Source organism: Streptomyces chlorus, from assembly GCF_042655885.1.
GTDB lineage: Bacteria > Actinomycetota > Actinomycetes > Streptomycetales > Streptomycetaceae > Streptomyces > Streptomyces chlorus.
On record NZ_JBHSOA010000003.1, the window covers coordinates 395374 to 418327 of the forward strand.

The 22954-nt window shown below is 72.8% G+C and carries 20 protein-coding genes and 3 pseudogenes; 9 read left to right on the forward strand and 14 right to left on the reverse strand.

The window, feature by feature from the left end; translation table 11 throughout:
• Nucleotides 1-14 precede the first annotated feature (14 nt).
• From ACFPZI_RS02045 to ACFPZI_RS02085, 9 genes are read right to left on the reverse strand one after another with little or no spacing between them, the layout of a single operon-like run.
• Nucleotides 15-635, reverse strand: a complete 621-nt coding sequence (locus ACFPZI_RS02045) for a V-type ATP synthase subunit D (protein WP_381357286.1) — start codon at nt 633-635, stop codon at nt 15-17.
• Nucleotides 632-2041, reverse strand: coding sequence for a V-type ATP synthase subunit B (locus ACFPZI_RS02050; protein WP_381357288.1), 1410 nt, complete (start codon nt 2039-2041; stop codon nt 632-634). Before ACFPZI_RS02050 ends, ACFPZI_RS02045 begins: the two co-directional genes overlap by 4 nt.
• Nucleotides 2038-3810 (reverse strand): V-type ATP synthase subunit A, encoded by a 1773-nt coding sequence (locus ACFPZI_RS02055; protein ID WP_381357290.1) that lies wholly within the window; start codon nt 3808-3810, stop codon nt 2038-2040. Before ACFPZI_RS02055 ends, ACFPZI_RS02050 begins: the two co-directional genes overlap by 4 nt.
• Nucleotides 3798-4325, reverse strand: a complete 528-nt coding sequence (locus ACFPZI_RS02060) for a hypothetical protein (protein ID WP_381357292.1) — start codon at nt 4323-4325, stop codon at nt 3798-3800. The genes ACFPZI_RS02055 and ACFPZI_RS02060 overlap by 13 nt, the downstream gene beginning before the upstream one ends.
• A gap of 7 nt (nt 4326-4332) precedes the next feature.
• On the reverse strand, nt 4333-4563 hold the full coding sequence (locus ACFPZI_RS02065; protein ID WP_381357295.1) for a hypothetical protein: 231 nt from the start codon (nt 4561-4563) through the stop codon (nt 4333-4335).
• Complete coding sequence (locus tag ACFPZI_RS02070) at nt 4560-4976, reverse strand: ATP synthase subunit C (RefSeq protein ID WP_381357298.1); 417 nt, start codon at nt 4974-4976, stop codon at nt 4560-4562. The genes ACFPZI_RS02065 and ACFPZI_RS02070 overlap by 4 nt, the downstream gene beginning before the upstream one ends.
• Entirely contained in the window at nt 4973-6487 is a 1515-nt protein-coding gene (locus ACFPZI_RS02075) for a V-type ATPase 116kDa subunit family protein (RefSeq protein ID WP_381357301.1), read from the reverse strand. The genes ACFPZI_RS02070 and ACFPZI_RS02075 overlap by 4 nt, the downstream gene beginning before the upstream one ends.
• The gene (locus ACFPZI_RS02080; RefSeq protein ID WP_381357304.1) at nt 6474-7433 is read right to left on the reverse strand and encodes a hypothetical protein; all 960 of its coding nucleotides are present in this window, start codon (nt 7431-7433) and stop codon (nt 6474-6476) included. The genes ACFPZI_RS02075 and ACFPZI_RS02080 overlap by 14 nt, the downstream gene beginning before the upstream one ends.
• Nucleotides 7433-7918: a hypothetical protein gene (locus tag ACFPZI_RS02085; protein ID WP_381357307.1), complete on the reverse strand. Its 486-nt coding sequence runs from the start codon at nt 7916-7918 to the stop codon at nt 7433-7435. The genes ACFPZI_RS02080 and ACFPZI_RS02085 overlap by 1 nt, the downstream gene beginning before the upstream one ends.
• Nucleotides 7919-8093: 175 nt before the next feature.
• Between ACFPZI_RS02085 and ACFPZI_RS02090 the strand changes: the two genes are divergently transcribed.
• Nucleotides 8094-8957, forward strand: a complete 864-nt coding sequence (locus tag ACFPZI_RS02090) for a CBS domain-containing protein (protein ID WP_381357310.1) — start codon at nt 8094-8096, stop codon at nt 8955-8957.
• A 25-nt stretch (nt 8958-8982) separates the two neighbouring features.
• Here ACFPZI_RS02090 and ACFPZI_RS02095 read toward each other — a convergent pair whose 3' ends face one another.
• The 4 genes and pseudogenes from ACFPZI_RS02095 to ACFPZI_RS02110 form a co-directional block, all read right to left on the reverse strand.
• Nucleotides 8983-9267 (reverse strand): biotin/lipoyl-containing protein, encoded by a 285-nt coding sequence (locus ACFPZI_RS02095; protein ID WP_381357386.1) that lies wholly within the window; start codon nt 9265-9267, stop codon nt 8983-8985.
• Between the two features lie 2 nt (nt 9268-9269).
• On the reverse strand, nt 9270-9518 hold the full coding sequence (locus ACFPZI_RS02100; protein ID WP_381357389.1) for a transketolase C-terminal domain-containing protein: 249 nt from the start codon (nt 9516-9518) through the stop codon (nt 9270-9272).
• Nucleotides 9519-9672: 154 nt separating this feature from the next.
• A pseudogene (locus tag ACFPZI_RS02105) lies at nt 9673-10320 on the reverse strand (AMP-binding protein); the annotation flags it as partial.
• Between the two features lie 415 nt (nt 10321-10735).
• Nucleotides 10736-10912, reverse strand: a pseudogene (locus ACFPZI_RS02110) (universal stress protein); the annotation flags it as partial.
• 193 nt (nt 10913-11105) lie between these two features.
• On the opposite strand from ACFPZI_RS02110, the gene ACFPZI_RS02115 reads away from it, so the two are divergent.
• The 5 genes and pseudogenes from ACFPZI_RS02115 to ACFPZI_RS02135 form a co-directional block, all read left to right on the forward strand.
• Nucleotides 11106-11927 carry a universal stress protein gene (locus ACFPZI_RS02115; RefSeq protein ID WP_381357313.1) on the forward strand — a complete coding sequence of 274 codons (822 nt, stop codon included), beginning with the start codon at nt 11106-11108 and terminating at the stop codon, nt 11925-11927.
• A 542-nt stretch (nt 11928-12469) separates the two neighbouring features.
• Nucleotides 12470-12757, forward strand: a complete 288-nt coding sequence (locus tag ACFPZI_RS02120; RefSeq protein WP_381357315.1) for a DUF1876 domain-containing protein — start codon at nt 12470-12472, stop codon at nt 12755-12757.
• A 432-nt stretch (nt 12758-13189) separates the two neighbouring features.
• Complete coding sequence (locus ACFPZI_RS02125; RefSeq protein ID WP_381357318.1) at nt 13190-14098, forward strand: pyridoxamine 5'-phosphate oxidase family protein; 909 nt, start codon at nt 13190-13192, stop codon at nt 14096-14098.
• Between the two features lie 57 nt (nt 14099-14155).
• The gene (locus ACFPZI_RS02130; protein WP_381357320.1) at nt 14156-15148 is read left to right on the forward strand and encodes an Acg family FMN-binding oxidoreductase; all 993 of its coding nucleotides are present in this window, start codon (nt 14156-14158) and stop codon (nt 15146-15148) included.
• A gap of 145 nt (nt 15149-15293) precedes the next feature.
• Nucleotides 15294-15434 (forward strand): annotated as a pseudogene (locus ACFPZI_RS02135) (two pore domain potassium channel family protein); the annotation flags it as partial.
• Here the strand turns inward: ACFPZI_RS02135 and ppdK are convergent.
• The gene (gene ppdK / locus ACFPZI_RS02140) at nt 15397-18096 is read right to left on the reverse strand and encodes a pyruvate, phosphate dikinase (protein WP_381357323.1); all 2700 of its coding nucleotides are present in this window, start codon (nt 18094-18096) and stop codon (nt 15397-15399) included. The pseudogene ACFPZI_RS02135 and the gene ppdK overlap by 38 nt on opposite strands.
• Before the next feature lie 433 nt (nt 18097-18529).
• Between ppdK and ACFPZI_RS02145 the strand changes: the two genes are divergently transcribed.
• The 3 genes from ACFPZI_RS02145 to ACFPZI_RS02155 are packed head-to-tail and all read left to right on the forward strand — an operon-like array spanning nt 18530 to nt 22893.
• Nucleotides 18530-20215 (forward strand): NAD(P)H-dependent oxidoreductase subunit E, encoded by a 1686-nt coding sequence (locus ACFPZI_RS02145; protein WP_381357325.1) that lies wholly within the window; start codon nt 18530-18532, stop codon nt 20213-20215.
• Nucleotides 20212-21108, forward strand: coding sequence for a 2Fe-2S iron-sulfur cluster-binding protein (locus tag ACFPZI_RS02150; protein ID WP_381357328.1), 897 nt, complete (start codon nt 20212-20214; stop codon nt 21106-21108). Before ACFPZI_RS02145 ends, ACFPZI_RS02150 begins: the two co-directional genes overlap by 4 nt.
• A gap of 3 nt (nt 21109-21111) precedes the next feature.
• A complete protein-coding gene (locus ACFPZI_RS02155; protein ID WP_381357392.1) occupies nt 21112-22893 on the forward strand; it encodes a molybdopterin oxidoreductase family protein in 1782 nt (593 codons plus the stop codon).
• The last annotated feature ends 61 nt before the right edge of the window (nt 22894-22954 follow it).

Below are 22954 nucleotides of genomic sequence, written 5' to 3' on the forward strand. Positions count from 1 at the left end.
GTTCCGGTGAACGGTCACCGCTCGGCCGTCCCCGCTGCCCAGCGTCGCCGTACGCCGTCCTCGTGCTCGGCCTGCTCCAGGGCGAGGCCGGCCCGGTCGACGGCCTCCCGCAGGCGCGGAATCCAGTGGCACCGCAGAGCGCGGACCCGGTACCGGGTGCTGATGACCTCCGCTCCCATGCGCTCGGCGGCGGTATGGGCGACGGCGTACTCGGCAGCGGCGCGCACGGCCCGGGCGTAGGCCGCTTCGGCGTGTACGAGCGCAGTGTTGGTGGGAGCGGCGGAGGCAGGAGGACGGGCGGGTACGGACAGGGAGACCGTTCCCGGGAGTCGTACGCCCCTGCACGTGGTCCAGTGAATCGTGGCCTCGGCGGGCCCGATGCCCGCGGCGGCCGAGTCCAGTGCCTGTTCCCCACCCAGGAGCAGCCCCCGCAGCAGCCAGAACTCCGCCTCGGGGAACTGTGCGTGCCACTCCCGGGTGGCCCGTTCCTCCGCCTTCAACAGCCGCTCGTGCTCGGAGCGCAGAACGCGGAGCTTCTGCTCCAGCAGGCCGGCTCCCCGCTCGGCGACATCGAGGCGGTGCCGCAACCGCAGCCGTCCCGCGCGACCGGGCGGTGTCCGGGGAGCCCCGGTCACCGGGGCACGTCCTCGTCGATGTCGCCGAGGTCCTTCGCCCCGTGGGCGTCGAGGAGCGCGGTGGGGAGCATGGAAAGCTGGCCGCGGGGCAGCGTGAGCAGGGCCCGCCAGCCGCGCTCCAGGGAGGCGTCGAGGCTGCGGGACTCGTCACTGCGCTGGTCGGCGAAGTCCCGCAGGAACGCCTCGTCGAAGTCGAGGTAGCGGCGGTCGGTGGGGCTCAGCGCCGCCTGGCCGACCAGGTCCGCGAGGTCACGGACCCGCCGGGCTCGGGCCAGGGCGGCCAGCAGCTGGGCCGCGACGTCGAGGTGGTCGTCGCGGGTACGGCCGGGGCCGGCGCCCTTGCGCATCAGCCGGGAGAGGGAAGACAGGGCGTCCAGCGGCGGGTAGACGCCCCGCGCGTGGATCTCCGACGAAAGCACGATCTGGCCCTCGGTGATGTAGCCGGTCAGGTCGGGCACGGGATGGGTGATGTCACCCGCGGGCATGGTGAGCACCGGCAGGACGGTGACCGAGCCGGGGCGCCCGCGGATGCGTCCGCAGCGCTCGTACAGGGAGGCCAGGTCGCTGTAGAGGTAGCCGGGGTAGGCGCGGCGGGCGGGAATCTCCCCGCGGGCGGCGGAGACCTCGCGCAGGGCTTCGGCGTACGTCGTCATGTCGGTCATCACGACCAGGACGTGCCGGCCGTCGGTGAAGGCGAGGTGCTCGGCGACGGTGAGCGCGATCCGGGGGGTGAGGATCCGTTCGATCACCGGCTCGTCGGCGGTGTTCAGCAGCAGGACCAGCTCCCCGGCCGCGGACCGTTCCTCCAGGGTGTCGCGTACGAAGGAGGCGTCGGCGTGGGTGAGTCCCATGCCCGCGAAGACGACGCTGAACGCCTCTCCGCCGGCGGTGGCCTGCGCGGCGATCTGGGCGGCCAGTTCCAGATGCGGCAGCCCGGCCACCGAGAACACCGGCAGTTTCTGCCCCCGTACCAGCGTGGTCAGGGCGTCGATGGCCCCGACACCGGTGAGCACCGGTTCGGACGGCGGCTCGCGCCGCACCGGGTTGACGGGGGCGCCGCCCACGTCGGCCTGGAGGGCGCCGAATACGGGGGGCCCGTCGTCGACGGGGTCGCCGCGGCCGTTGCAGACGCGGCCGAGCCAGTCCGTGCCGACCGGGACGCGCAGCGGCCTGCCCGAGAAGACCGCGCGGACGCCCTGCGGGTCCATCCCCGCGGTGCCCTCCAGCACCTGGACGACCGCCAGGCCGCGGTCGGCATCCAGCACCACGCCGTGGCGTCGTTCGCCCGAGGCGAGGGTGAGGTGCGCGTACTCGTCCCAGCCGACCTCCGAGACACCTTCGACGATCGCGAGCGGCCCCCGGAGTTCGCGCACCGCTGTGTACTCGATCCCACCGGACACGCTCATGGCCGCAGTTCCTCCAGCCTGGAGAGCATGGCCTCCCGCCGTGCCGTCACCCCGGTGGCGTCGTGCGGGCCGGTGTCCTCCCGGGCGCGCAGCAGCGAACCGAAGTCGACCTCCTCGACCGACGCCGCCGCAGCACCGGAGTCCACCAGTTCCCGGCAGCGGTCGACGACCGCCAGGACGGCGTCGGCCAGCGCGGCCGTCTTCTCCGGCCCGCAGTACGCGTCCCGCTCCGACAGCGCACTCTGCTGCAGCACGCCCTCCCGCACCAGCCTTCCCGCGAGCACGCTGATCCGCTCCCGCGCCGGAAGGGCGGCAATCCCGATGAGGTCCACCAGGTCGGCCAGCCGGTCGGCCTCCGCCAGCGCCGCTCCCACCCGGTCACGGCGCCGGGGCCACGCCGGATCCCCGGCTGCCCGGTGTCCGGCGGCCAGCACCGGGACGTCCCGGGAGAAGGACCCCGCCCAGGAGACCGCCGGGTAGTGGCGGGCGTAGGCGAGGTCGCGGTCCAGGGTCCACAGGCAGCGGACGAAGCGTTCGGTGTGGGCCGTCACCGGCTCGGTCATGTCCCCGCCCGGCGGGGACACCGCGCCGATCACGGTCACCGAGCCCCGGTCGCCGCCGAGCGTGGTCACGGCGGCGGCCCGCTCGTAGAAGGCCGCGATGGCCGAGGCCAGTCCGGCCGGGTAGCCCTCCTCGGCGGGCAGTGCGCCGGTACGGGAGGCGAACTCGCGCAGCGCCTCGGCCCATCGGGAGGTCGAGTCGGCGATGACCACCACGTCCAAGCCCATGTCACGGAAGTACTCGGCGACCGTCGCCCCCGTGTGGACACTCGCCTCGCGGGCCATCATCGGCATGTTCGACGTATTCGCGATCGTCACGGTGCGGTCCGCCAGGCGTCCGCCCGTCCGCGGGTCCTGAAGCTCCGACAACTCGGTGATGACGTCGGCCATCTCGTTGCCGCGCTCTCCGCAGCCGACGTAGACGATGACGTCCGCGTCGCACCACTTGGCGATCTGCTGGAGCAGCACCGTCTTGCCGGTGCCGAAGCCACCGGGCACCGCGACGGTGCTGCCCCGGGCCACGGGGAAGAGCAGGTCGATCACCCGCTGCCCGGTGTTCAGGGCCTCGTGGGTGTCGACGCGCTCTCGCACGGGGCGGGGCCTGCGCACCGGGCACAGGGAGCCCAGCTCCACTTCGGTTCCGCCCACCACAGCCACGACGGCCCCCTGCGAGTGGTTCCCGGGACCGGCGATCTCCGTCACCGTGCCCCCGCAACCGGGCGGCACGAGGACCTTCACCCGCACCGGACCCGCGTCACGAACCTCCCCGAGCGCCTGCCCCTCGGCCAGCTCCTCGCCCGCTGCCGCCAGGGGGGAGAAGGACCAGGTCCGTTCCTCGGCCGCGGTCCGCCGCGTGTCCGGGAGCAGCCAGTCACCGGCGCCGGACAGCGGGCGCAGCAGCCCGTCGAAGATCCCGCCGAGCAGCTGCGGACCGAGCCGCACCGACAGCGGCCGGCCCTGGGGCAGTGCCGTCTGTCCCGGAGCGAGCCCGCCCGTGTACTCGTACGCCTGGACGGTGACCACGTCCCCGCTGATGGCCACGACCTCGCCGGGCAGTCCGGCGGGGCCGATCGAGACCAGGTCGTACATCGCGGTGCCGCTCGTGTACTCCATCTCGACCAGCGGCCCGGTGACGCGCAGGATCCGGGAGACCGGTTGCCGGGCGGCAGCCGGCCGGTCCGTCCCGCTGAACGCCGTCACGGCTCCCACAGGCTGCGCACCTCCGCTCCCAGGCCGTCCAGGGCGCGTTCGGCCAACGCGGTCAGCGACAGGTTGACCCGCCTGCCCGGTCCCTGTGCCACCACACCCCCGTCGGCGTGCTCGGTCACCGCGGCGCCGGGGCCGAGGAGGGTCCGGGCTCGCTGCTCCAGCAGCTCCCGAAGGGACGCGTAGCCGTCGGTCCGGCGCAGCTCGCGGACCCTTTCGGCGGCCTCGCGGCGCAGCGTCTCGTACGCCTCCCGTCGAGCGGGGAGCGTGCGGGACCTGGCCTTCCTGCGGGCCTTGACGAGGAGGCCACGGGCGGCGTCCGCGCCGTCGGCCTCGCCCTGCCGCCGGGCGTCGTCGAGGATCGCCCCGGCCTCGGCGCGGGCCTGGTCGAGCCGGGCGGCGGTCTCCAGCTCGACGCGAGCCAGGAGCGCTTCCGCATCGGCGTGGGCGGCTCGCAGCAGCCCTGTCCGGACCGGGTGGAGCGCGTCCGGCATCCGGTCGGGGGCCCCGGCCGTCATGACGGCATCACGGCATCACGGTGGTCAGCCGCCGGTGGCCGTCGGGGCCCGTGAGGTCCTGCTCCAGTACCTCGGCCGCGGCAGGAGTGAGGATCACCATGTCGACATCGCCCGGCAGGTTCCGCCAGCCCCGGCGTACGGCCTCGGGGTCGTCGGCGACGAGGACGACCGCGCCGGCCAGAGCGAGACCGGCCACACGGGACCGCTCTCCGAGGGCGGCGATGCGTCCCATGGTCATGCCTTCCCGATAAGGATGACCGCGACGACCAGCCCGTAGATGGCGATCCCCTCGGCCAGGCCGACGATGACCATGGCCCGGCCGAACAGTTCGGGCCGTTCGCTGAGCGCCGCGAGAGCCGCAGCACCGGTGTAGGCGACGGCGATGCCCGCCCCGATGGTGGACGCCGCCACGGCGATGGCGGCACTGATCAGAGCCGCGGAGCCGGAACCCGAGTCCTGTGCGGCCGTGGTCGCTGCCTGCGCGGATCCGCCGCCGAGTGCCAGGGTCAGCACCACAGTGGCGGCCATCAGCAGGACGGCGTCGGTGGCGATCATCCACCACAGGGCCGTCCGGCCCGGGCGCCGCAGCACCAGACGCGTGGCGACGAAGCCCGCCGCGATGACGGGCAGGGCCAAGAACCAGGTGTTCACGGGTGCTCCTCCTTCGCCGGGCCGCGCCGGGCGGCCTCCTTTGCCACGGCCTCGCCCGCTGTGGGCGGAGTGGCGCCGGCGACCGCGCACGGGATGTGCTCGACGGGCAGCTGCCAGGGTCTGAAGGGACGTCCCTCTCCCTCGAAGAGCCGGGAGAAGAGCTCGTAGTACTCCAGGCGCAGCGCCTGGACTCCAGCCACCAGTGCCTCCAGCGAGAAGGCAAGGGCGTTGCCCGCGAGGAACATCAGCAGTGCGGCGACGACACCGGCCGGGCCCCGGTCCGCCAGAGCTGTCGTGCCGTCCCAGACGATTGCGCCGAGCGCCGCATGGGTCAGCCCGAAGGCCGCGAGCCGCGCGAAGGACACGACGTTGGAGCCGATCCGGACCATCGCGTCCAGCAGCTGAATGCCGGTCTGTACGGCTCCGCCCGGACCACCCGCCGTGGTCGCGTACAGCCCCACCCCGGCCAGCGTCAGGCCGACGACGGCGATCACGGCCCCCACGGCGGCGAATGCCGCCTGGCCGAGCCACACGCATCCGGCGACGGCTGCGAGACCGAGGTAGAGCGCGGCGCCGGCGATACCGGTCGTCGCGTACAGGGCCGAGGCCGGTCCGCCCTCCCGCCACCGGTTCGCGATACCCGCCGCGTAGGCGACGGCCAGGAGCACGGCGCCGAGCACGACGGCGGCGGCCAGCAGCCGCATGGGCTCCTCCAGCGGCGCCAACCACAGCACGGGCAGCACTCCGGTCGGGCCGAAGAACTCGCCGTACGCCGCTCCCGCCAGGGTGGCGGCCAGCCCGGCCCCGGCGACGAAAGGCCACAGCGGGCGCAACGCCGCCAGACGGCGCGGTCGGCCGGCGCGCAGCAGAAGGGCGAGGGCGACAAGCAGCATTCCGTGTCCGGCATCGCCGAACATCACCCCGAACATCACCGCGTAGACGATCCCGGCCGGCAGGGTGGGATCGAGGTCGGCGTAGGGCACGGTGCCGTACGTGCTGACCAGAGGGGTGAGCGAGCGGCGCACAGTCCGCGCCGGGCGCGCCGGGGGTGCGGTGTCCGCTCCGGTCAGCAAGGTCGGCGGATCGACACCGCGCGGGGCCCGCAGCACCACCAGCGCGCCCCCTACGCCGGCGATGCGCGCCGCCGTGGCGCCCACCTCCGCCTCGGGGCACCAGCCTGCCAGTGTGGCTGCCTCGCCGTGCCGGACCGCGCTGCCGAGGCGTTCCTCCAACTGCTTCTCGCCCGCCAAGAGGTCCGTCCGGCCTTCGCGCTCCAGGGCCCCCAGGTCGGGGGGAGCCTCGCTGAGAACCGCTTGCCCCGGCTCGGTGCGCAGCCGCCTCAGGCGCATCGCCGCGGGCCCTCGGACATCCGGCCCACCGTCCCAGGCCAGGTCGATCTCAACGGAGCCCGCTTCGGCGATCCGCACCAGACTCTCCCGCAGTGCCTTCTCGGGAGCCACGACGGCCACCCTGCGCATCCTGACGGGAGCCGCCATCTCAGCCCGGATCATCGAGCACCTCCGCGGGCCAGTCCCCGGCCCCGCCTCCCCGGGCGGCCAGCTCCAGTGCCCCACGGGTGCGCCACGCGTCGGCCGACAGCACGACCGCGGTCCCCACGACCGGCTCTGGACCGAAGCGGGGCCGGCGCAGCAGTTCACAGCCGTCCCGCTCGACCGCGCGCCACCACCGTGCCTCCGCACGCCACAGGTCCGCCGCCTCGTCAATATTTTCCAGCAGCCAGTGGGCGGTGGCCGGCAGCGCCTCCCGGAAATCGGCGTACGATCCCGCACCCACCGCTCGCGGACCGAGCAGACGGGCCGCCCGGTGGGCGGAGACGTCCGGCATCCGGCGGCCGACGACGAAGACCTCGCGGCCGAAGAGCAGGGCGAGCCGGGCCGTCGCCCAACGCGCCGTGTCGGGCATGACGGTGGCGAGCCGCACGGCGGCCGAGACCCGCATGCCTGTGGCGATCGCGGCCGGCGAGTCGCCCCCGGGGTCGCCCCAGGCGGAGGCCGCCAGCGCGGTGCGCAGTTCTGACGGCGAACGGGTGCGAGCCAGCCGCGTCCAGGCGATCGCCAGCGCGCCCAGGCGGTAGGGCGGGCGGTAGGGGCGTTCCTCGCCCGGCCGCCGCGAGTCGGCCGTGAGTCGGCTCAGATGGTGCTCGGCGTTGGAGATCTCGAATCCCGCGGCAAGTGCTCGGACGGCGTCCGTGCCGGTGGCCGGTTGCCAGCCGGCGAGGACCCGGAGATGCCACAGAAGGGTCACCGAGACCGCGCGCTGAGCTTCGGCCGGCGTGGCGCCCAAGGTGACGTCGTGCCGGTACGGGGTGGCCGCCAAGTAGCGCAGTGCGTCATCGAGTCCGTGGGACGCGGCCACCTGCCCAGTGCCCTCGACGCCCAGGCACCTGGTCCGCAGAGCCCGTGCGCGCGTCACTCCGGCCACCCAGCCGGCACCCATCAGGAACCGCCTCCCCGTGGCCTCCCCGAAGCCGGGTGGCCTTCGGGCGACGCCTCGTCCGCCGCGAGGTCCTCCAGCACCAGGGCGAGCACCCGGTCGACGAGCGCGGGTGTCCGGTTCCTGGCGCGGTCGCGTACGGCGATCACCTCGCGTTCCGCCGCGGCGAGCAGCGCCGCGGCCTCGCCGTCGGCTGCGCGCAGCACCTGCTCGGCGGTGCGCGCCCGCACCTGGCCGGCCTCCTCACGCGCCGCGGCCACGATCGCCCCGGCCCGCAGTTCGGCTTCACGTCGGCGCGAGGCGGCCGCCGCGTCGGCCCGTTCGCGGATGCTCCGTGCTTCCGCCTCCGTCTGTTCCAGCAGGCCCAGGGGCAGTGCGAGTTCCGCACGGAGTTCGGCGGACCGGTCCGCCGGGACACCACCCGGTGCGGCACGGCCGGGCGAGGCCGCCGGCCGGAACCGTGTCAAAAAAACCCGGAAACCCGTCACACGCTCTCCTCCAGGTGGGCGCAGGGCCCCGCTTCCCAGTCTCCCTGTCGGGCGGTGACCTGTCGCGTCGCCCTCGGCCGCCTGGCCCGCGACCAGGCTGTTCGGCCCGGAGGCCGCGCCGGTCGATCGATGCGAAACTGGGCCCGTAGGCGGACGGCGTCCCCGGGAGGCAGCCGTGAGCGACTTCGAGCACAGCTCGGCGGAGAAGGAAATCCGCCGCACCATGCCGGGTCGTCCCTGGACACACCAGGAGGAACTACGCCAGGACGCGCTGCGCCGCTACCTCGGGGCGATCGCCGGCGCCGCGTCGGCAAGGAGCGCCGAGGAGTCCGGGCGTACTCACGGCGGGGAGACGTCCGAACCGCCGCCCGCCATGGCCTCGCCCGCGCCGCCCACCTGGAGACCGGCCGTGCTCCGTGTGCGGGACGTCATGCGGGCGCCGGCAGCCTCCGTGCCCGGTGACGCGCCATTCCTGGACGTGGCCCACACACTCGCCCGGGAACAGGTGAGCGCCCTGCCGGTGGTCGACTCCGACGACCATGTGATCGGTGTCGTCTCGGAGTCGGATCTGCTGGCCAAGGCCGCCGTGATGGCGGAGCCACATCGGCACGGAGCCGTCGGCAGACTGTGGCAGCACCGTCTGTACGACAAGAGCCACGGCGACACGGCCGCCACGTTGATGTCCTTCCCGCCGGTCACCGTCCACCCGGAGCAGAGGGTGGCGGACGCGGCGTGGACCGCCGCGCACGGCCGGTTGAAGAACCTCCCCGTGACCGGGCATCATGGCCGGCTCGTCGGTGTGGTGAGCCGGCACGATCTGCTCCGTGCCCTGATCCGCGACGACGCCGAGATCCTCGCCGAGGTCGAGTCCCTGGCCGGCCGGCACCTGCTGGATCCGCGCGCTGTCGAGGTCACCGTGGAGAACGGCGTGGTGACCGTGGCGGGGAGAGTGGACAAGGCACTCGTCCCCGAACTGCTCGCCTCGGTACGGGACATCCACGACGTGGTGGGTGTCGTCGACGACACTGAGGCAGACTGAGCGGTTCCCGTCCACGGGGTGCGCGTCACCGCGTGCGGGCGACGAGGAAGTCGGCGCTGCCGGACAGCGTGGTCAGCCGGGGCGTGTCCTCGTCCTCGATGCGGACGCCGGACCGTTCGCTGAGCACCTCGACGAGCAGCTCGGCCATGGTTCCGGCCTCGAAGCACTCCACCTCGATGGTCGACTTCGCGGTTTCGACGACCGCGACCGGATCACCCCTGTGGACGAGGTCGCCGGGTGCCACCAGCCACTCCAGGAGCGTGCCCTCGTCCATGTCGGCGCCGAGGAACGGCATGGTGAACTCGGCCATGATCAGTCCACCGCCCGGTGGGCGGCCGCGACGATGTCGGCGGTCTGCGGCAGGGCGGCCTCCTCCAGCCGCCGGGCGTAGGGCATGGGCACCTCCGCGCTGCACACCCGCTCGACGGGCGCGTCCAGTTCGTAGAACGACTCCTCGGCGATGCGGGCGGACACTTCGGCGGCGAGACTTCCCGTTCGCCATGCCTCGTCGATGACCACCGTCACGCCGTGGACGAGCGGGGCGACGATCCCGTACGACATGCCGGTGACCCACCCGGGATCGGCGGTGCCCCAGTACACGTCCCCCGGGTGCAGGTCGAGGGCGTACGCGGCGGTGGCGTAGTGGGCGACGACGGGCCTCGTGGACGTGGACCGCGCCTTTGGGGGTGCCGGTGGTGCCGCTGGTGAAGTGCAGCAGGGCCATGTCGTCGGGCGAGGTCGACGGGATGGTGAAGATGTCCGGGACGTCGGTCATCAGGTCGTCGAAAGAGGTGGTACCGGGCAGTTCCGCCGCGCCGGATCCGACGATCAGGACGTGTTCCAGTCCGGGAACCGCTGCCCGGCACTCGGCGACCTTGCGCCGGTAGAGGGCCGCGGTGGTGACCAGGACCCGTGCGTCCCCGAGACGCAGCCGCTGCTCGACCGGGCCGGGGCCGAAGGCGGAGAAGAGCGGGCAGAGCACGCTGGTGTTCTTCAGCGTGCCCAGCACCGTGGTGTACAACTCGGGGCAGCGGCCGAGCAGGGTGAACACCCGATCGCCGCGGCCGACGCCGAGCGACCGCAGAGCGTTCGCGAAGCGGGCCGTGCGGCGGGCCAGTTCCGCGTACGTGACGGTGGAGACGGAATCGTCCCGGGCGACGCAGCGCAGGGCGGCCTTGTCCGCGTGGTCGGACGCCGCGTGCCGGTCGACCGCCTCGTGGGCCATGTTGAGCCCGCCGCCCGGCAGCCCGGCCAGCTCGGTGCGGGCCTGGGCCCAGGTGAAGTCCGAGCTGGCCCGGTCGTAGTCGGCGAGGCGGGGCGGGACGACCGGTGTGGTGTCCTTGCGGATGGTCTCCCAGTGCATCGGTGCTCCTCCCAGCACTGTGTCCAAGGACCGGTCGACCTGTCCGGGCTCCTGTTTCCGAGCCTCCCCGCCTCCCTGTGCAGCGTGACCTTGAGGGCACCCGTGCCGGCGCCCTGTGCGAACACCTCGTGAGCGTCTTCCATCCGGTCGAGGCCGAAGGTGTGGGTGACCCGGCGGGGAGACGGGCAGGCTTCCGTACCTCTCACTCCCTCGCTCCCCACCTCCACGGTCGCCCCGGCGGAACACCCCGGCAACACGGAACGCCGCGTCGTCCGGGTGGTGCAGTCCAGGAATCCCGGATCCACCGGCTTCCTGGCCTTGTGGGCGCCCAGGCGAAGAACACGATCGCGGTACGGGTCTCGCACATTTCCGCGCGCGGCAGCTGTTTCCCCTGAGGGCCGGACTCAGTCATGTTCGCCCAGTGGTTCTGATCGGCTTCCGAGGGAACACGGGCTGGTTCCGGCACCGGCAGGAGCCACGCGTGCCGCAGGCGCAGCGTGAGCCTGCGCTTCTCGGCCTCGTCGGCGGCCCAGTGAGCGGCGGCGAGACTTCCGGGTGAGCCATCGAGACCCACGGTGATGACTGGTTGCATGGCGGCGGCCTCCGTCTCGTACGAAGCTGGATACGACGGTGGATGACGGTCAACGGCTCCGATGGCGTGCATGCTCCGGACGTCGCCGACATGCCGAGCGAGGTGTTTCTCTCCTTCGAGGAGCCCTCCGGCGCATGTGGAGCCGTAAAGGAGGCCGGGCACGTGGCCCCCGCCACGAGAGGAGACAGGTGCGATGGCGATTCCCCTGGTGGTCGGCATCGACGGATCCGAGGCGAGTCTGGAGGCGGTGGACTGGGCCGCTGACGAGGCGGTCCGGCACGGCGTGCCGCTCCACCTCTTGCATGCGGCGGCCGGTGACCACGATGCGTCCGACGTGCTCGGTGCCGCCTCGGAGCGCGCCAGGCAAAGAGCTCCCACGGTCCGGCTGTCGAGCGAGGCGCTGCACGAGGACGCCGCCTCCGCCCTGGTCGGCAGGGGGCGTAACGCCTTCGCGCTGGTGCTCGGGTCCAGAGGGCTCGGAGACCTCGCCGAAATGCTCCTGGGCACGGTCAGTCTGGCCGTGGCGGCACGAGCGGACTGCCCGGTCGTCGTGGTGCGCGGTGCCGCGGAGCACCGGGACGGCCGGTTCGGGAACATCGTCGTCGGTGTCGAGGAGGGGGAGGGCAGCGGCACGGCCTTGCAGTTCGCGTTCCGCGAGGCCCACGTACGGAACTGCCGGCTGACCGCGGTACACGCCTGGAACCCGTCATCCAGGGCTCTCACCCCACGGCCGGCTCCATCGTGGTACGCCATGGAGGCCCATCGGCGCCCACCGTCCCAGGTTCTCGACGACGCCCTGCGCAGCCCGGCGGATCCGTATCGCCACGCCCGGGTGAGCCCCAGGGTGATCGAGGGCCCGGCCCGCCGAGCGCTGCTGGACGCGGCGTCGGCGGCGGACCTGCTGGTCGTCGGCGCACGCAGACGGCAGGGGCACCCGGGCCTGCAACTGGGCCTGATCAATCACGCGTTACTGCATCACGCGCCGTGTCCTGTCGCGGTCGTTCCGCAGATATGACCACGGCGGCGGAGGGGGACCACGACGGCAACCGGTGGAATCGGGCCGGAAACCGGCCCGCAGGGACTTTCGGCCCCATGCCCCGAGCCCAACGCCGTTCGACGGTGGGAGCAGATGGTGGGGGACGGCCGACGAGTTGCTGGAGGTCGACTCATGAGCGCACAAGGTTCGCCCCGCACATCCGGTCCGCCGTCCCGGCCGCGCCGACGTGACCGGTCTCGTCGACGAGAAGCCCCTCCCCCGACGACGGCGTTGCGCTGATGGAGACGGTGATGCGGAACGGGCGGCGCACCGGCCGGAGGTCCACACTCGGCGAGTGCCGGGTGGATTCGCCGCGGACCCGGGCAGACTGCCCTCGGCCGCCCGCCGGATTTGGTGGCCGATCGCACCCCGCGCGACGGCTCCGAGTCGCTCAGCGTGCTCACCGCCCGCGTCCGGCGCCACACCGAGGAACAGCTGTCGGCCACCTCCGCACGGCCCCAGATCTCAGAACGAAGCCCGGCCGGATCGCATCGGTCCGCAGCGAGGTGAGGAGGAGAGCGATGCCGCACACGTCGGAATGGACGGTTCGTCTTCATCTGTTCGAGGACGACGAGGGTACGACGAAGGCCCATCTGATCCTGGACACCGGCACCACAGAGCTCACCGGTCACGGGACCGCCCACTGCCATCCGGCGGACGCGAACGTGCCGGAGATCGGCGACGAGCTGGCCGCGGGCCGGGCCCTGAACAACCTGGCCCGGCAGCTGCTGAAGACCGCCGAGCACGACATCGAGGGCATGGGCGCACCGCGGCCGCACAGCCGACAGGTCACCGGGTGGCCCACGTGACCGACGGCGGCACGACGGCGCCGAGGCAGAAGTCGAGGAGGGATCACCCGTGACACATCCCGCACGACACAGCAGAGGGTGGGCTTCCGGCAACCCTGCGGGAGCTGGAGGACCTGCGCGCCGGGGTGGACCAGCGCCTGCACGCCGCCTTTCCCGGTGGCGGCTCCCCCGGGTTCGGTGCGGCCGATCCATGAGTGCCCCCGGCCGACATCGAGGACACCGACGACGCCTACCTGTCTGACCAACGGGGGCCTCACGGTGAAGGTCCCCAAGCCCGAGGAGGGAAAGGCTCAGCGTATCGAGATCACCGGCCGGGTCGGCCGACGGCCGTGCGGGGCGCGGTGGCCGGCCTCCAGGGCTGCTCGCCCCGTGCGGCCGCCCGTCGCGCGTGGCACGTTGGATACAGCACCACTTTGGGAAGAGGGCGGCGTCATGAGAGCTCACCTCGGCGATCGGCTCGTCATCGAAAGCACGACGGCCGACAGCCCCAGGCGCGACGGCGAGATCGTCGGACTCCATCACGAGGACGGGACTCCGCCCTACGACGTTCGCTGGTCGGACACGGGCGGGACAACGCTCGTGTTCCCCGGGCCCGACGCGCACATCCGCCATCTCGAACACGGGCAACCCGGGACCGCCCGCTCCCCTTCCAGCCCCGATCCGGCCGAGGAGGAGACCACGGTGCCCGGGACGTCCCGCCCCGGTGACATCGGCCGGCGCGTGGCCGTCGAACGCCGGAGACAGGGGCTCAGCCGTGAGGAGACGGCCCGCCGCGCCCGCATTGCCCCCGGCTACCTGGCGTATCTGGAGGAAGAGCGTGCCGACCCGAGTGGGGCGACCCTCATCAGACTGGCCGACGCGCTGGGCACCACCGCCACCACGCTGCGCGGCGGAGGAACGGATCTGCCACCCGGCCAAGGACAGGCGCTGCTGCGCCCTCAGCTGCGGGACATCGGCCCGGAGGAATGCCGCACCTTGCTCTCGACGCATGGGGTGGGGCGCATCGCGGTGTCGGCGTCCGACGGCCGCCCGGCGGTCGTTCCGGTCAACTACGAGGTCGTCGATGACGCGATCGTCTTCCGGACCGCGCCGAACTCCACGCCCGCAGCGGCTGCCGGAACGGAGGTCGCTTTCGAGGTCGATCACATGGACGAGGCCCTGAGTCAGGGCTGGAGCGTCCTCGCCGTCGGCCCCGCGAGCGTCGTGACGGAGCCTGACGCCGTGCGCAGGCTCACCGAACACGCCCACACCACGCCATGGGCGGGCGATGAACGCGAGATGTGGGTGTCGATCCGGCCCGCACAGCTCACGGGCCGCCGCATCACCCCGGCCGATGGGTGACCGGGCGCGGGCCACCGCGGAGCGGTCCCGTCCCTACGACTCTCGAAGGAGGTTCCGGTGAACCGACCAGTACCGTCCGACGAGTGGGTGACCGCCCTGGTGCACGACGCGGTGGCCGCCCCGTCGATGCACAACGCGCAGCCCTGGCGCTTCCGTTATCTCCGGCGCAGCCGCACTTTCGAGGTGCGGGCCGACTTCGGGCGCGCCATGCCGCACTCCGACCCCGACACCCGCGGCATTCATCTTGGCTGCGGTGCCGCCCTGTTGAATCTGAGGGCCGCCATCGTCCACGAAGGCTGGCACCCGGAAACCCGGCTCCTGCCCGACCCCGCTGACCAGGCACTCCTGGCAAGCGTGCGGTTGGCCGGCCCTACGAACGACAAGAGCGGCCTCGACGCGCTGTATCCGGCGATCCACCAACGCCACAGCAGCCGCCACCCGTTCGAGGAGCGACAGATACCCGGAGCCGTGCGGGAGGCTCTCGGCGCGGCCGCTCACGTCGAGGGAGCGGCACTGGTGTTCCCCACCTCATGGCATCTGCGGGAAGTACTGGAAGCGGTCCAGGAAGCCGAGGCACGCAACATCACCGACCGCGGCAGCGACCAGGACCTGGCCCGGTGGACGCGTATCGACGCCCCGTCGGTGAGCACCGCCGACGACGGAGTCCCGTACTACGCCTTCGGGCCGCGCAAGCGCGGGGGGAAGGCGCCCATGCGTGACTTCGCGGGTCCCCGGCAGGTGGCCGGGCGCGACGCCGCGGACTTCGAACAGACCCCGCAGTTGGCCCTCATCAGCACGGACCACGACCGTCCGGAGAACTGGCTCCACGCCGGCCAGGCCATGGAACGTGTCCTGCTGCTGGCCACCCGTGAGGGCCTCTCCAGCTCCTTCGCGACCCAGCCTCTCGAATGGACGGACCTGCGCTGGCCGTTGCGCGACCCGATGACCGGGACGGGCTATACGCAGGTCCTGCTGCGCCTGGGATACGGCCCCAACGGTCCCCACACGCCGCGCCGCCCTGTGGCGGAGGTACTCGGCATCGAACCCTGACCCCGGCTGTCCACGGCCCGCGTTCACTCCTCCTGCGCCGGTCACCGGCCGGTGGGACCCGACCGGCGTGTCCGGCGCACCCTCACCTGCCCGGGGCTCCCGTGGCGGGTTTCCGTCCATTCGACAGGACCGTGGGGAGACGCGGATGAAGTGGTTGGTCTCGCTGGTCGGAGCCGGGCTCGTCATGGTCACCCTGCGGGACCTGTTCCACACGCTCTGGCACCCCACACGCCACGGAGGGCTGCCGGTCACTTGCTGTCGCTGGCCTCGGTCCCAAAGAGCGCGGCCCGTCCTGCCTCCAGGCGGGCGACCGGAACGCGGAACGGGGAGCAGGAGACGTAGTCGAGACCGGCGGCGTGGAAGAAGGGCACCGACTCCGGGTCGCCACCGTGTTCACCGCAGACACCGATCTTCAGGCCGGGCCGTGCGGCGCGACCCTCGGCGACGGCGATCTCCACCAGGCGCCCCACGCCATCGCGGTCGATCGTCTCGAACGGTGACACCTTGAAGATGCCCTTGTCGAGATAGGCGGAGAAAAACGCCGCTTCGACGTCGTCGCGGGAAAAACCCCAGGTGGTCTGAGTGAGGTCATTGGTGCCGAAGGAGAAGAACTGCGCTTCCTCGGCGATGCGGCCCGCGGTGAGCGCGGCCCGGGGCAACTCGATCATGGTGCCGACCGGGCAGGTGACGGGGACGCCGGACTCCTTGGAGACCGCGGCCAGGACCTGCTCCACCTCCTCGCGCACGAGCCGCAGTTCCTCGGCTGTATCGATCAGAGGCACCATGATCTCCGCCCGCGGATCCCCGCCCGCCCGCTTGCGTTCCACGACCGCCTCGGCGATCGCCCGTACCTGCATGGCGACCAGTCCCGGCACCACCAGGCCCAGGCGTACACCCCGCAGGCCCAGCATCGGGTTCTCCTCGTGCATGCGGTTGACGGCTTCGAGCAGTTCGGCGTCATGCGTGCTGGGCGGGTTGCCGTGTGCCTCGGCGGCGGCGATGCGCACGGCGAGTTCGGTGCGGTCGGGCAGGAACTCGTGCAGCGGCGGGTCGAGGAGGCGGACGGTGACCGGGAGGCCGTCCATCGCCTCCAGGATGCCGGCGAAGTCCTGCCGCTGCAGCGGCAGCAACGCGCCCAGTGCGCCTTCCCGTTCGGTGTCGGTGCGGGCCAGGATCATCGCCTCGACCAACTGCCGGCGGTCGCCGAGGAACATGTGTTCCGTACGGCACAGGCCGATGCCCTCGGCCCCGAACCGGCGGGCCCGAGCGGCGTCCTCGGGAGTGTCCGCGTTCGCCCGGACCCCCAGCCGGCGTACGCCGTCGGCGTGTCCCATGGCACGGGCCACGGCGTCCACCAGACCGGCCGGGCGCTCTCCGGTCTCGAAATAGCGCATCACCGTGGAGTCGATCAGCGGGGCCGCGCCCCAGTAGACGGTACCTTCGGAGCCGTCCACAGAGATGACCGTGCCCTCCTCGACGACGGTGTCGCCCACAGCGAAGCGCCGCCCTCGCGGGTCGACGGCGATCTCCTCGGCACCGCACACGCACACCTTGCCCATACCGCGGGCGACCACGGCCGCATGGCTGGTCTTGCCGCCGCGGCCGGTGAGCACGGCCTGGGCGGCCACCATGCCGGGCAGGTCGTCCGGGGTGGTCTCCTCGCGTACGAGGACGACCCGCTCCCCGGCGCCGGCCCGCCGCACCGCCTCGGCGGAGTCGAACACCGCGGCACCCACGGCGGCTCCGGGCGAGGCCGGGATGCCGTGCGCGAGCGCTTCGCCGACGGCGGAGGTGTCGAACCGGGGGAACATCAACCGGGCCAGCTCGTCCCCGCCGACCCGTGCCAGGCCCTCGTCGGAGGTGATGAGTCCCTCGTCGGCCAGCTCGGCGGCGATGGTGAACGCGGCCTCCGCGGTGCGTTTGCCGACCCGGGTCTGCAGCATCCACAGGGTGCCGCGCTCGATGGTGAACTCGATGTCGCACAGGTCGCGGTAGTGGGCCTCCAGTGTGGCCATGTGGCCGCGCAGCCGGGTGAACGCGTCGGGGTCCAGTCGGCCGAGTTCGTCCAGCGGCACGGTGTTGCGGATGCCCGCGACGACGTCCTCGCCCTGCGCGTTGGGCAGGTAGTCGCCGTACAGGCCGGAGCGGCCGGTGGCCGGGTCGCGGGTGAAGGCGACGCCGCTGCCGCCGCCCCTGGATGTCGCAGTGGGACCGAGGTTGCCGAAGACCATGGTCTGCACGTTGACCGCGGTGCCGAGGCCATCGGGGATGTGCTCACGGCGGCGGTACACGCGGGCCCGCTCGACGTTCCACGACCGGAAGACGGCCAGGACCGCCCGCTGCAACTGCTCGGCCGGGGATTGCGGAAAGGACTCGCCGGTCTCCCGGTGGATCAGCTCCTTGTACGCCTCGACGAGCCCGGCCAGATCGGCCGCGTCCAGCCCCAGGTCGTCGACCGCGCCGCGGGCCTGCTTGAGCCGGGCCATGGTGCTCTCGAACAGGGCGCTGTCGACACCCATGACGGTGCTGCCGAACATCTGCACGAGGCGGCGGTAGGAGTCCCAGGCGAAGCGCTCGTTCCCGGAGGACTTCGCGAGGCCCAGGACGGAGTCTTCGTTGAGACCGACGTCGAGGATCGTCTCCATCATGCCGGGCATGGAGAAGCGGGCCCCGGAACGGACGGACAGCAGCAGCGGATCGTCCGGCTGTCCCAGCCGCCGCCCGGCGACCTGCTCCAGCAGGGTCAGACGGTCGGAGATCTCGCGGGCGAGGCCGGCCGGCTCGCTGCCCGTGGTGAGGAATGAGCGGCAGGCTTCAGTGGTCACCGTGAAGCCGGGCGGCACCGGCAGGCCCAAGCGGGTCATCTCGGCCAGGTTGGCGCCCTTGCCGCCGAGCAGGCCGGCCATGTCCCGGCCGCCCTCGGTGAACGCGTAGACGTAACGGACCATGGCAGTGCTCTTCCTTCCGGCTGCGGTCGGATTGCATCTCGAGGACGATGCGTGTCTTGAACCGCCCGTTCAGGACTTCGGCGATGAACTCGTTGACGGCTGCAGAGGCCCGCATGATGACCTGGTACGTCCGGCGGCCTGCAGCGCGAGCACCTCGCGCAGGTCCCGGTGGGTGCCCATGGCCGAACCCATGACACAAGTGCCCGTTCAGGACGGATCGGAACATAGATCGTTCCGTCGGCCGCACCTCCCGCGCAATGCGCTGCCGCACGGCGCCCGGTGCTCCCGCTCGCGGGCCTGAGGAAGGTCACCGGGCAACCCTTGACTGCGGACACCGGGGCCAGACCGATGCCGGTGTTGCCGCTGGCCGGTTCGGTTATGCGCTCCCAAAGTCTGAATTGTGGGGCAATGTGACTGCCACCACCATGAAGATATGCCTTCCATTCATCCTGCTGGCCGTTTCGACGCCTTCCGCGCCCTCTCCGAGCGGCGCGGGAGAGCCGGTGAGCGGTTGATGGAAAGCCTGGCCCGCACCAGGGCGGGCACGGGGGACGGCCCCGCCACCTGGGCTCCGGCGGTCGCCGCCGGCCTCGGCCTGCCTGCCGCCGCCGCACTCGGACCGGCCGCCTACTACGCGGACCTCGTCGCCCCGCACGGGAGCCGTCACGTCCGGGTCTGCACGGCGACGGCCTGCTTCGCGGCGCAGGCAGGACGACAACTCACCCAGGTGGAGCAGGAACTGGGTGTCACGGTGGGCACCGTCTCACCGGGCGGAGAGACGTCGCTGCAGGCCGTCCGCTGTCTTGGGTACTGCTACGCCGGTCCCGCCGCGCTCGACGGTGCCACGCCCTGCACGGGTCCTGCGCTCGCCGCCCAGTTGGCAGGGCGCGAGCCACCGTCGGCTCCGCAGATGCCGGTGGCCGACGACACCGGTGACCCCGTGCTGCTGGCAGGGGTGGTCGCCGGTGAGCCGGCGTGGCAGGTGTGGCCGGGGATCGTGACGGCCGGCAGTGCTGACCAGGTCCATGGGGAGGTGACTGCCTCCGGGCTGCGGGGACGTGGGGGAGCGGGCTTCCGGGTGGCGGCGAAGTGGGAGGCGACCGGACGGGTGCCCGGCACCGTGGTGGTGGCCAACGGAGACGAGGGAGACCCCGGGTCGTACGCCGACCGGCTGCTGATGGAGACCGATCCGGAGCGGGTGCTGGAGGGCCTGGCGCTGGCCTGCTTCGCCTGCGGTGCCCGCCGGGGCGTGGTGCTGGTGCGCTCGGAGTATCCGCAGGCGCTGGCACGGATGCGGGAAGCGGTGGAGCGTGCCTACACCGACGGACACTTCGGCTCCTCCGCGCACGGCACGGACACGGCCCTGGACGTCGAGGTGGTGGAGGGCGCCGGATCGTACGTCGCCGGGGAGGAGACCGCGCTGATCGCGCGCCTGGAAGGGGACCGGGGCTGCGCCCGGCCGCGCCCGCCGTACCCGACCGGGCGCGGACTGTGGGATGCGCCGACCGTGGTGAACAACGTGGAGACCCTCGCAGCCGTTCCGTGGATCGTGGCCCGGGGCGGCGACGCGTACGCCCGGCGCGGGACGCCGGACGAGACGGGGACGAAACTGGTCTGCCTGTCGGAGCGGTTCGCCCGGCCGGGAGCGTACGAGGTCGAGCTGGGCACCTCGCTGCTGCGCATTGTCACCGAGCTGGGAGGCGGCCTGAAGGGCGGCAGCGAGCTGACCGCTGTCCAGGTGGGCGGCCCCTTGGGCGGTTTCCTCGCCCCCGACGCGCTGGACGTGCCGCTCACCACCGCCGACATCGCTGCCCGCGGCGCCGCACTGGGTCATGCCGGACTGGTCGCCTTCGACCAGCATGTGGCACCGGAGGACATGCTGCGGCATGTGTGGGAGTTCGCGGCGGCGGAGAGCTGCGGCGCCTGCTCCCCCTGCCGCGTGGGCTCGGGCCGCGGCCTGGAGCTGGCTTTGGCCGACACCCCGCCCGGTGCCGAGTGGAGACGGCTCGCGCATGTGCTGACCGAGGCGAGCCTGTGCGCTTTCGGGCGGCGTATCCCGCCCGCCGTGCACAGCCTCGCCCACGTCTACGGCGACCGACTGGCGGGATGGGAGCCATGACCGGCATCGAGATCCAGGTCGACGGCACGAGCGTCGCCGTACCCGAGGGAGCATCCCTGCTCGCGGCGGTGCGGACGGCCGGGATCGACCTGCCCGCGCTGTGCTCCGACGACCGGCTCAGCCCGGCCGGCTCCTGCCGTACCTGCCTCGTACGTGCCGGCGGGCGGATCGTGGCGGCCTGTGTGACCCCGGCCGCCTCCGGTGTCCACGTCGAGACCGCCACTGATGAAATCCGGCAGCTGCGCCGGGAGGCAGTGCAGGTCATCGCCTCCGCCCTGCCGCCCCGCGCCCTCGCCGACGGCAACCCCAGCGAACTGGCCGAGGTCTGCCGGTCGTCGGGCATCGGCCCCGACACGGCACAGGGTGCCGGAGGCCGGGGCGGGGACGACTCCCACCCGTACGTCCACCTGGACCGGGACCTGTGCATCGCCTGCGGCCGGTGCGTCCGTATGTGCGCCGAGGTGCAGGGCACCTTCGCCCTGACCCTGGTCGGCCGGGGTGCCGACACCGTGGTCACGCCCGGCACCGGCGGGGCCTGGGCCGAGTCGGACTGTGTGGCCTGCGGCGGCTGCGTCGATACCTGCCCCACCGGTGCGCTCACCGAACCCGGCCCGGCGCGCGGGCTCACCTCCGCCCACCGGCCGGCTGCGACCCGAACGACGTGCGGATACTGCGGCGTCGGCTGCGCTCTGGACGTCGTCACCTCCGACGGCGAGGTCACGGCCGTACTGCCCGCCAGGGACGGCCCGGTCAACCAGGGCCACGCCTGCGTCAAGGGCCGCTTCGCCCACGGCTACCTCACCTCCTCCGAACGGCTCGCCCGGCCCCTGCTGCGACGTGACGGCCGCCTGGAGCCCGCCGGCTGGGACGAGGCACTCGGTCATGTCGCCTGAGGGCTGCGCGCGGCCGTCGCCGCCGGCGGTCCGGACGCCGTGGCGGCGATCTCCTCGGCCCGCGCCACCAACGAGGAGAACTATCTCGTCCAGAAGTTCATGCGGGTCGTCATCGGCACGAACAACGTCGACAACTGCTCCCGCCTGTGCCACTCCCCGTCCGCCGCCGGCCTGACCGCCTCCTTCGGCCTGTCCGGCGGTACCGACAGCTTCGACGACGTCGAGCGGTCCGACTGCCTGCTCCTGGTGGGGGCCAATCCCCTCGAGGCCCATCCGGTGGTCGGGGCGCGGCTGCTGAGGCGCGTGCTGCGCGGGGCCGGACTGGTGGTCGCCGACCCGCGCGCCGTGGGCCTCGCCGTGCACGCCGATGTGCATCTGCGGCCCCGCCCCGGCACCAATGTCGCGCTCTGCCACGGGCTCGCCCACGTCCTGCTCGCCGAATGCCTGACCGACGAGGAGTTCCTGCGGGAGCGGGTCACCGGCCTGCCGGAACTCACCGAGCTGCTGGCCGACTACCCGCCGGACCGGGTCGCGGACATCACCGGCGTGCCCGCCACCGACCTGATCGCCGCCGCCCGGCTCTACGGCCGGGCCCGGCGTCCCGCGATCGTCTACGGCCTGGGGGTGACCGAGCACCTGCACGGCACGGACGGAGTCCGGTCCCTGGCCAACCTGGCGATCCTGCGCGGTGCCGTGGGCACCGACCGAGGGCACGGGGTCAATCCACTGCGCGGCCAGAACAATGTGCAGGGCGCCTCCGACATGGGCGCGCTGCCCGATCTCCTGCCCGGCTACGGGAAGGTGATCGACCCGGCGGCGCGGGCCCGGGCCGAGGCGGTGTGGGGCGTACCGGTTCCCGAGCGGCCCGGCCTGCGGATTCCCGACATGTTCGCCGCCGCACGGGCGGGGGAGCTGCGGGCGCTGTGGGTCATCGGGGAGGACGTCTGCGCCACCGACCCCGATGCGAACAGGGTGGCCGCGGCCCTGGAAGCGTGCCCGCTCGTGGTGTGCAGCGAACTGTTCCTGTCCGAGACCGCCCGCCGCGCAGACGTGGTGCTGCCGGTCGCGTCCTGGCTGGAGAAGGACGGCACCTTCGTCAACTTCGACCGCCGGTTCCAGCGGGTCCGCCCCGCCGTACTCCCGCCGGGAGAGGCACGCAGCGACTTCGACGTGGTGCACGCCGTCGCGGCGGCCATGGGCGCCGGCCTGGGCTGCCCCACTCCGGCCGACACGCTGGCCGAGTGCGGCCGGGTCGCCCCCGTCTTCGCCGGTCTGTCCCACGACCGGCTGGACCGGGAGGGCGCCGTGCCGTGGCCCTGCCGGGACCCTGCCCAGCCGGGCGAGGCGAAGCTCTACCGGGACCGGTTCGCCACCGCCGACGGCCGTGCCCACCTGGCCGCGGCGCCCTGTCTCCCGCCGGGTGAACACCCCGACGACGACTACCCGCTGATCCTGGTCACCGGACGGCGCTGGGCGCACTACAACTCCGGCAGCATGACCCGGCGCGGCGCCAACCTCGCCCTCGACCCGGTCGACTTCCTCGACCTCCACCCCGACGACGCCCACCGGTACGCCGTACGCGACGGCGAGCCGGTCACGGTGCAAAGCCGGCACGGCCGGGCCCGGCTCATCGCCCGCGTCGGCGAGCAGACCGCGCCCGGCCAGGTCTTCTGCTCCTTCCACTTCCCCGCCAGCGGGGTCAACCGCCTCACCTCCGGCCACGCCGACACCGTCACGTCCTGCCCCGAGTACAAGGTCACGGCGGTCCGCGTGGCCGCCTCGTGACGCAGAGAAAAGCCGGGCGCTCCGCGATGGGAACCAGGACTCATGTGCAGACACCCGCAGA

What these genes read in the sequence shown, in the direction of transcription:
- ACFPZI_RS02050 (WP_381357288.1), bottom strand. Translation starts at nt 2,041, where the DNA reads ATGAGCGTGTCCGGTGGGATCGAGTACACAGCGGTGCGCGAACTCCGG.
- ACFPZI_RS02060 (WP_381357292.1), bottom strand. Translation starts at nt 4,325, where the DNA reads ATGACGGCCGGGGCCCCCGACCGGATGCCGGACGCGCTCCACCCGGTC.
- ACFPZI_RS02065 (WP_381357295.1), bottom strand. Translation starts at nt 4,563, where the DNA reads ATGACCATGGGACGCATCGCCGCCCTCGGAGAGCGGTCCCGTGTGGCC.
- ACFPZI_RS02075 (WP_381357301.1), bottom strand. Translation starts at nt 6,487, where the DNA reads ATGATCCGGGCTGAGATGGCGGCTCCCGTCAGGATGCGCAGGGTGGCC.
- ACFPZI_RS02080 (WP_381357304.1), bottom strand. Translation starts at nt 7,433, where the DNA reads ATGGGTGCCGGCTGGGTGGCCGGAGTGACGCGCGCACGGGCTCTGCGG.
- ACFPZI_RS02095 (WP_381357386.1), bottom strand. Translation starts at nt 9,267, where the DNA reads ATGGCCGAGTTCACCATGCCGTTCCTCGGCGCCGACATGGACGAGGGC.
- ACFPZI_RS02100 (WP_381357389.1), bottom strand. Translation starts at nt 9,518, where the DNA reads ATGTCGTACGGGATCGTCGCCCCGCTCGTCCACGGCGTGACGGTGGTC.
- ACFPZI_RS02115 (WP_381357313.1), top strand. Translation starts at nt 11,106, where the DNA reads ATGGCGATTCCCCTGGTGGTCGGCATCGACGGATCCGAGGCGAGTCTG.
- ACFPZI_RS02120 (WP_381357315.1), top strand. Translation starts at nt 12,470, where the DNA reads ATGCCGCACACGTCGGAATGGACGGTTCGTCTTCATCTGTTCGAGGAC.
- ACFPZI_RS02125 (WP_381357318.1), top strand. Translation starts at nt 13,190, where the DNA reads ATGAGAGCTCACCTCGGCGATCGGCTCGTCATCGAAAGCACGACGGCC.
- ppdK (WP_381357323.1), bottom strand. Translation starts at nt 18,096, where the DNA reads ATGGTCCGTTACGTCTACGCGTTCACCGAGGGCGGCCGGGACATGGCC.
- ACFPZI_RS02145 (WP_381357325.1), top strand. Translation starts at nt 18,530, where the DNA reads ATGCCTTCCATTCATCCTGCTGGCCGTTTCGACGCCTTCCGCGCCCTC.
- ACFPZI_RS02150 (WP_381357328.1), top strand. Translation starts at nt 20,212, where the DNA reads ATGACCGGCATCGAGATCCAGGTCGACGGCACGAGCGTCGCCGTACCC.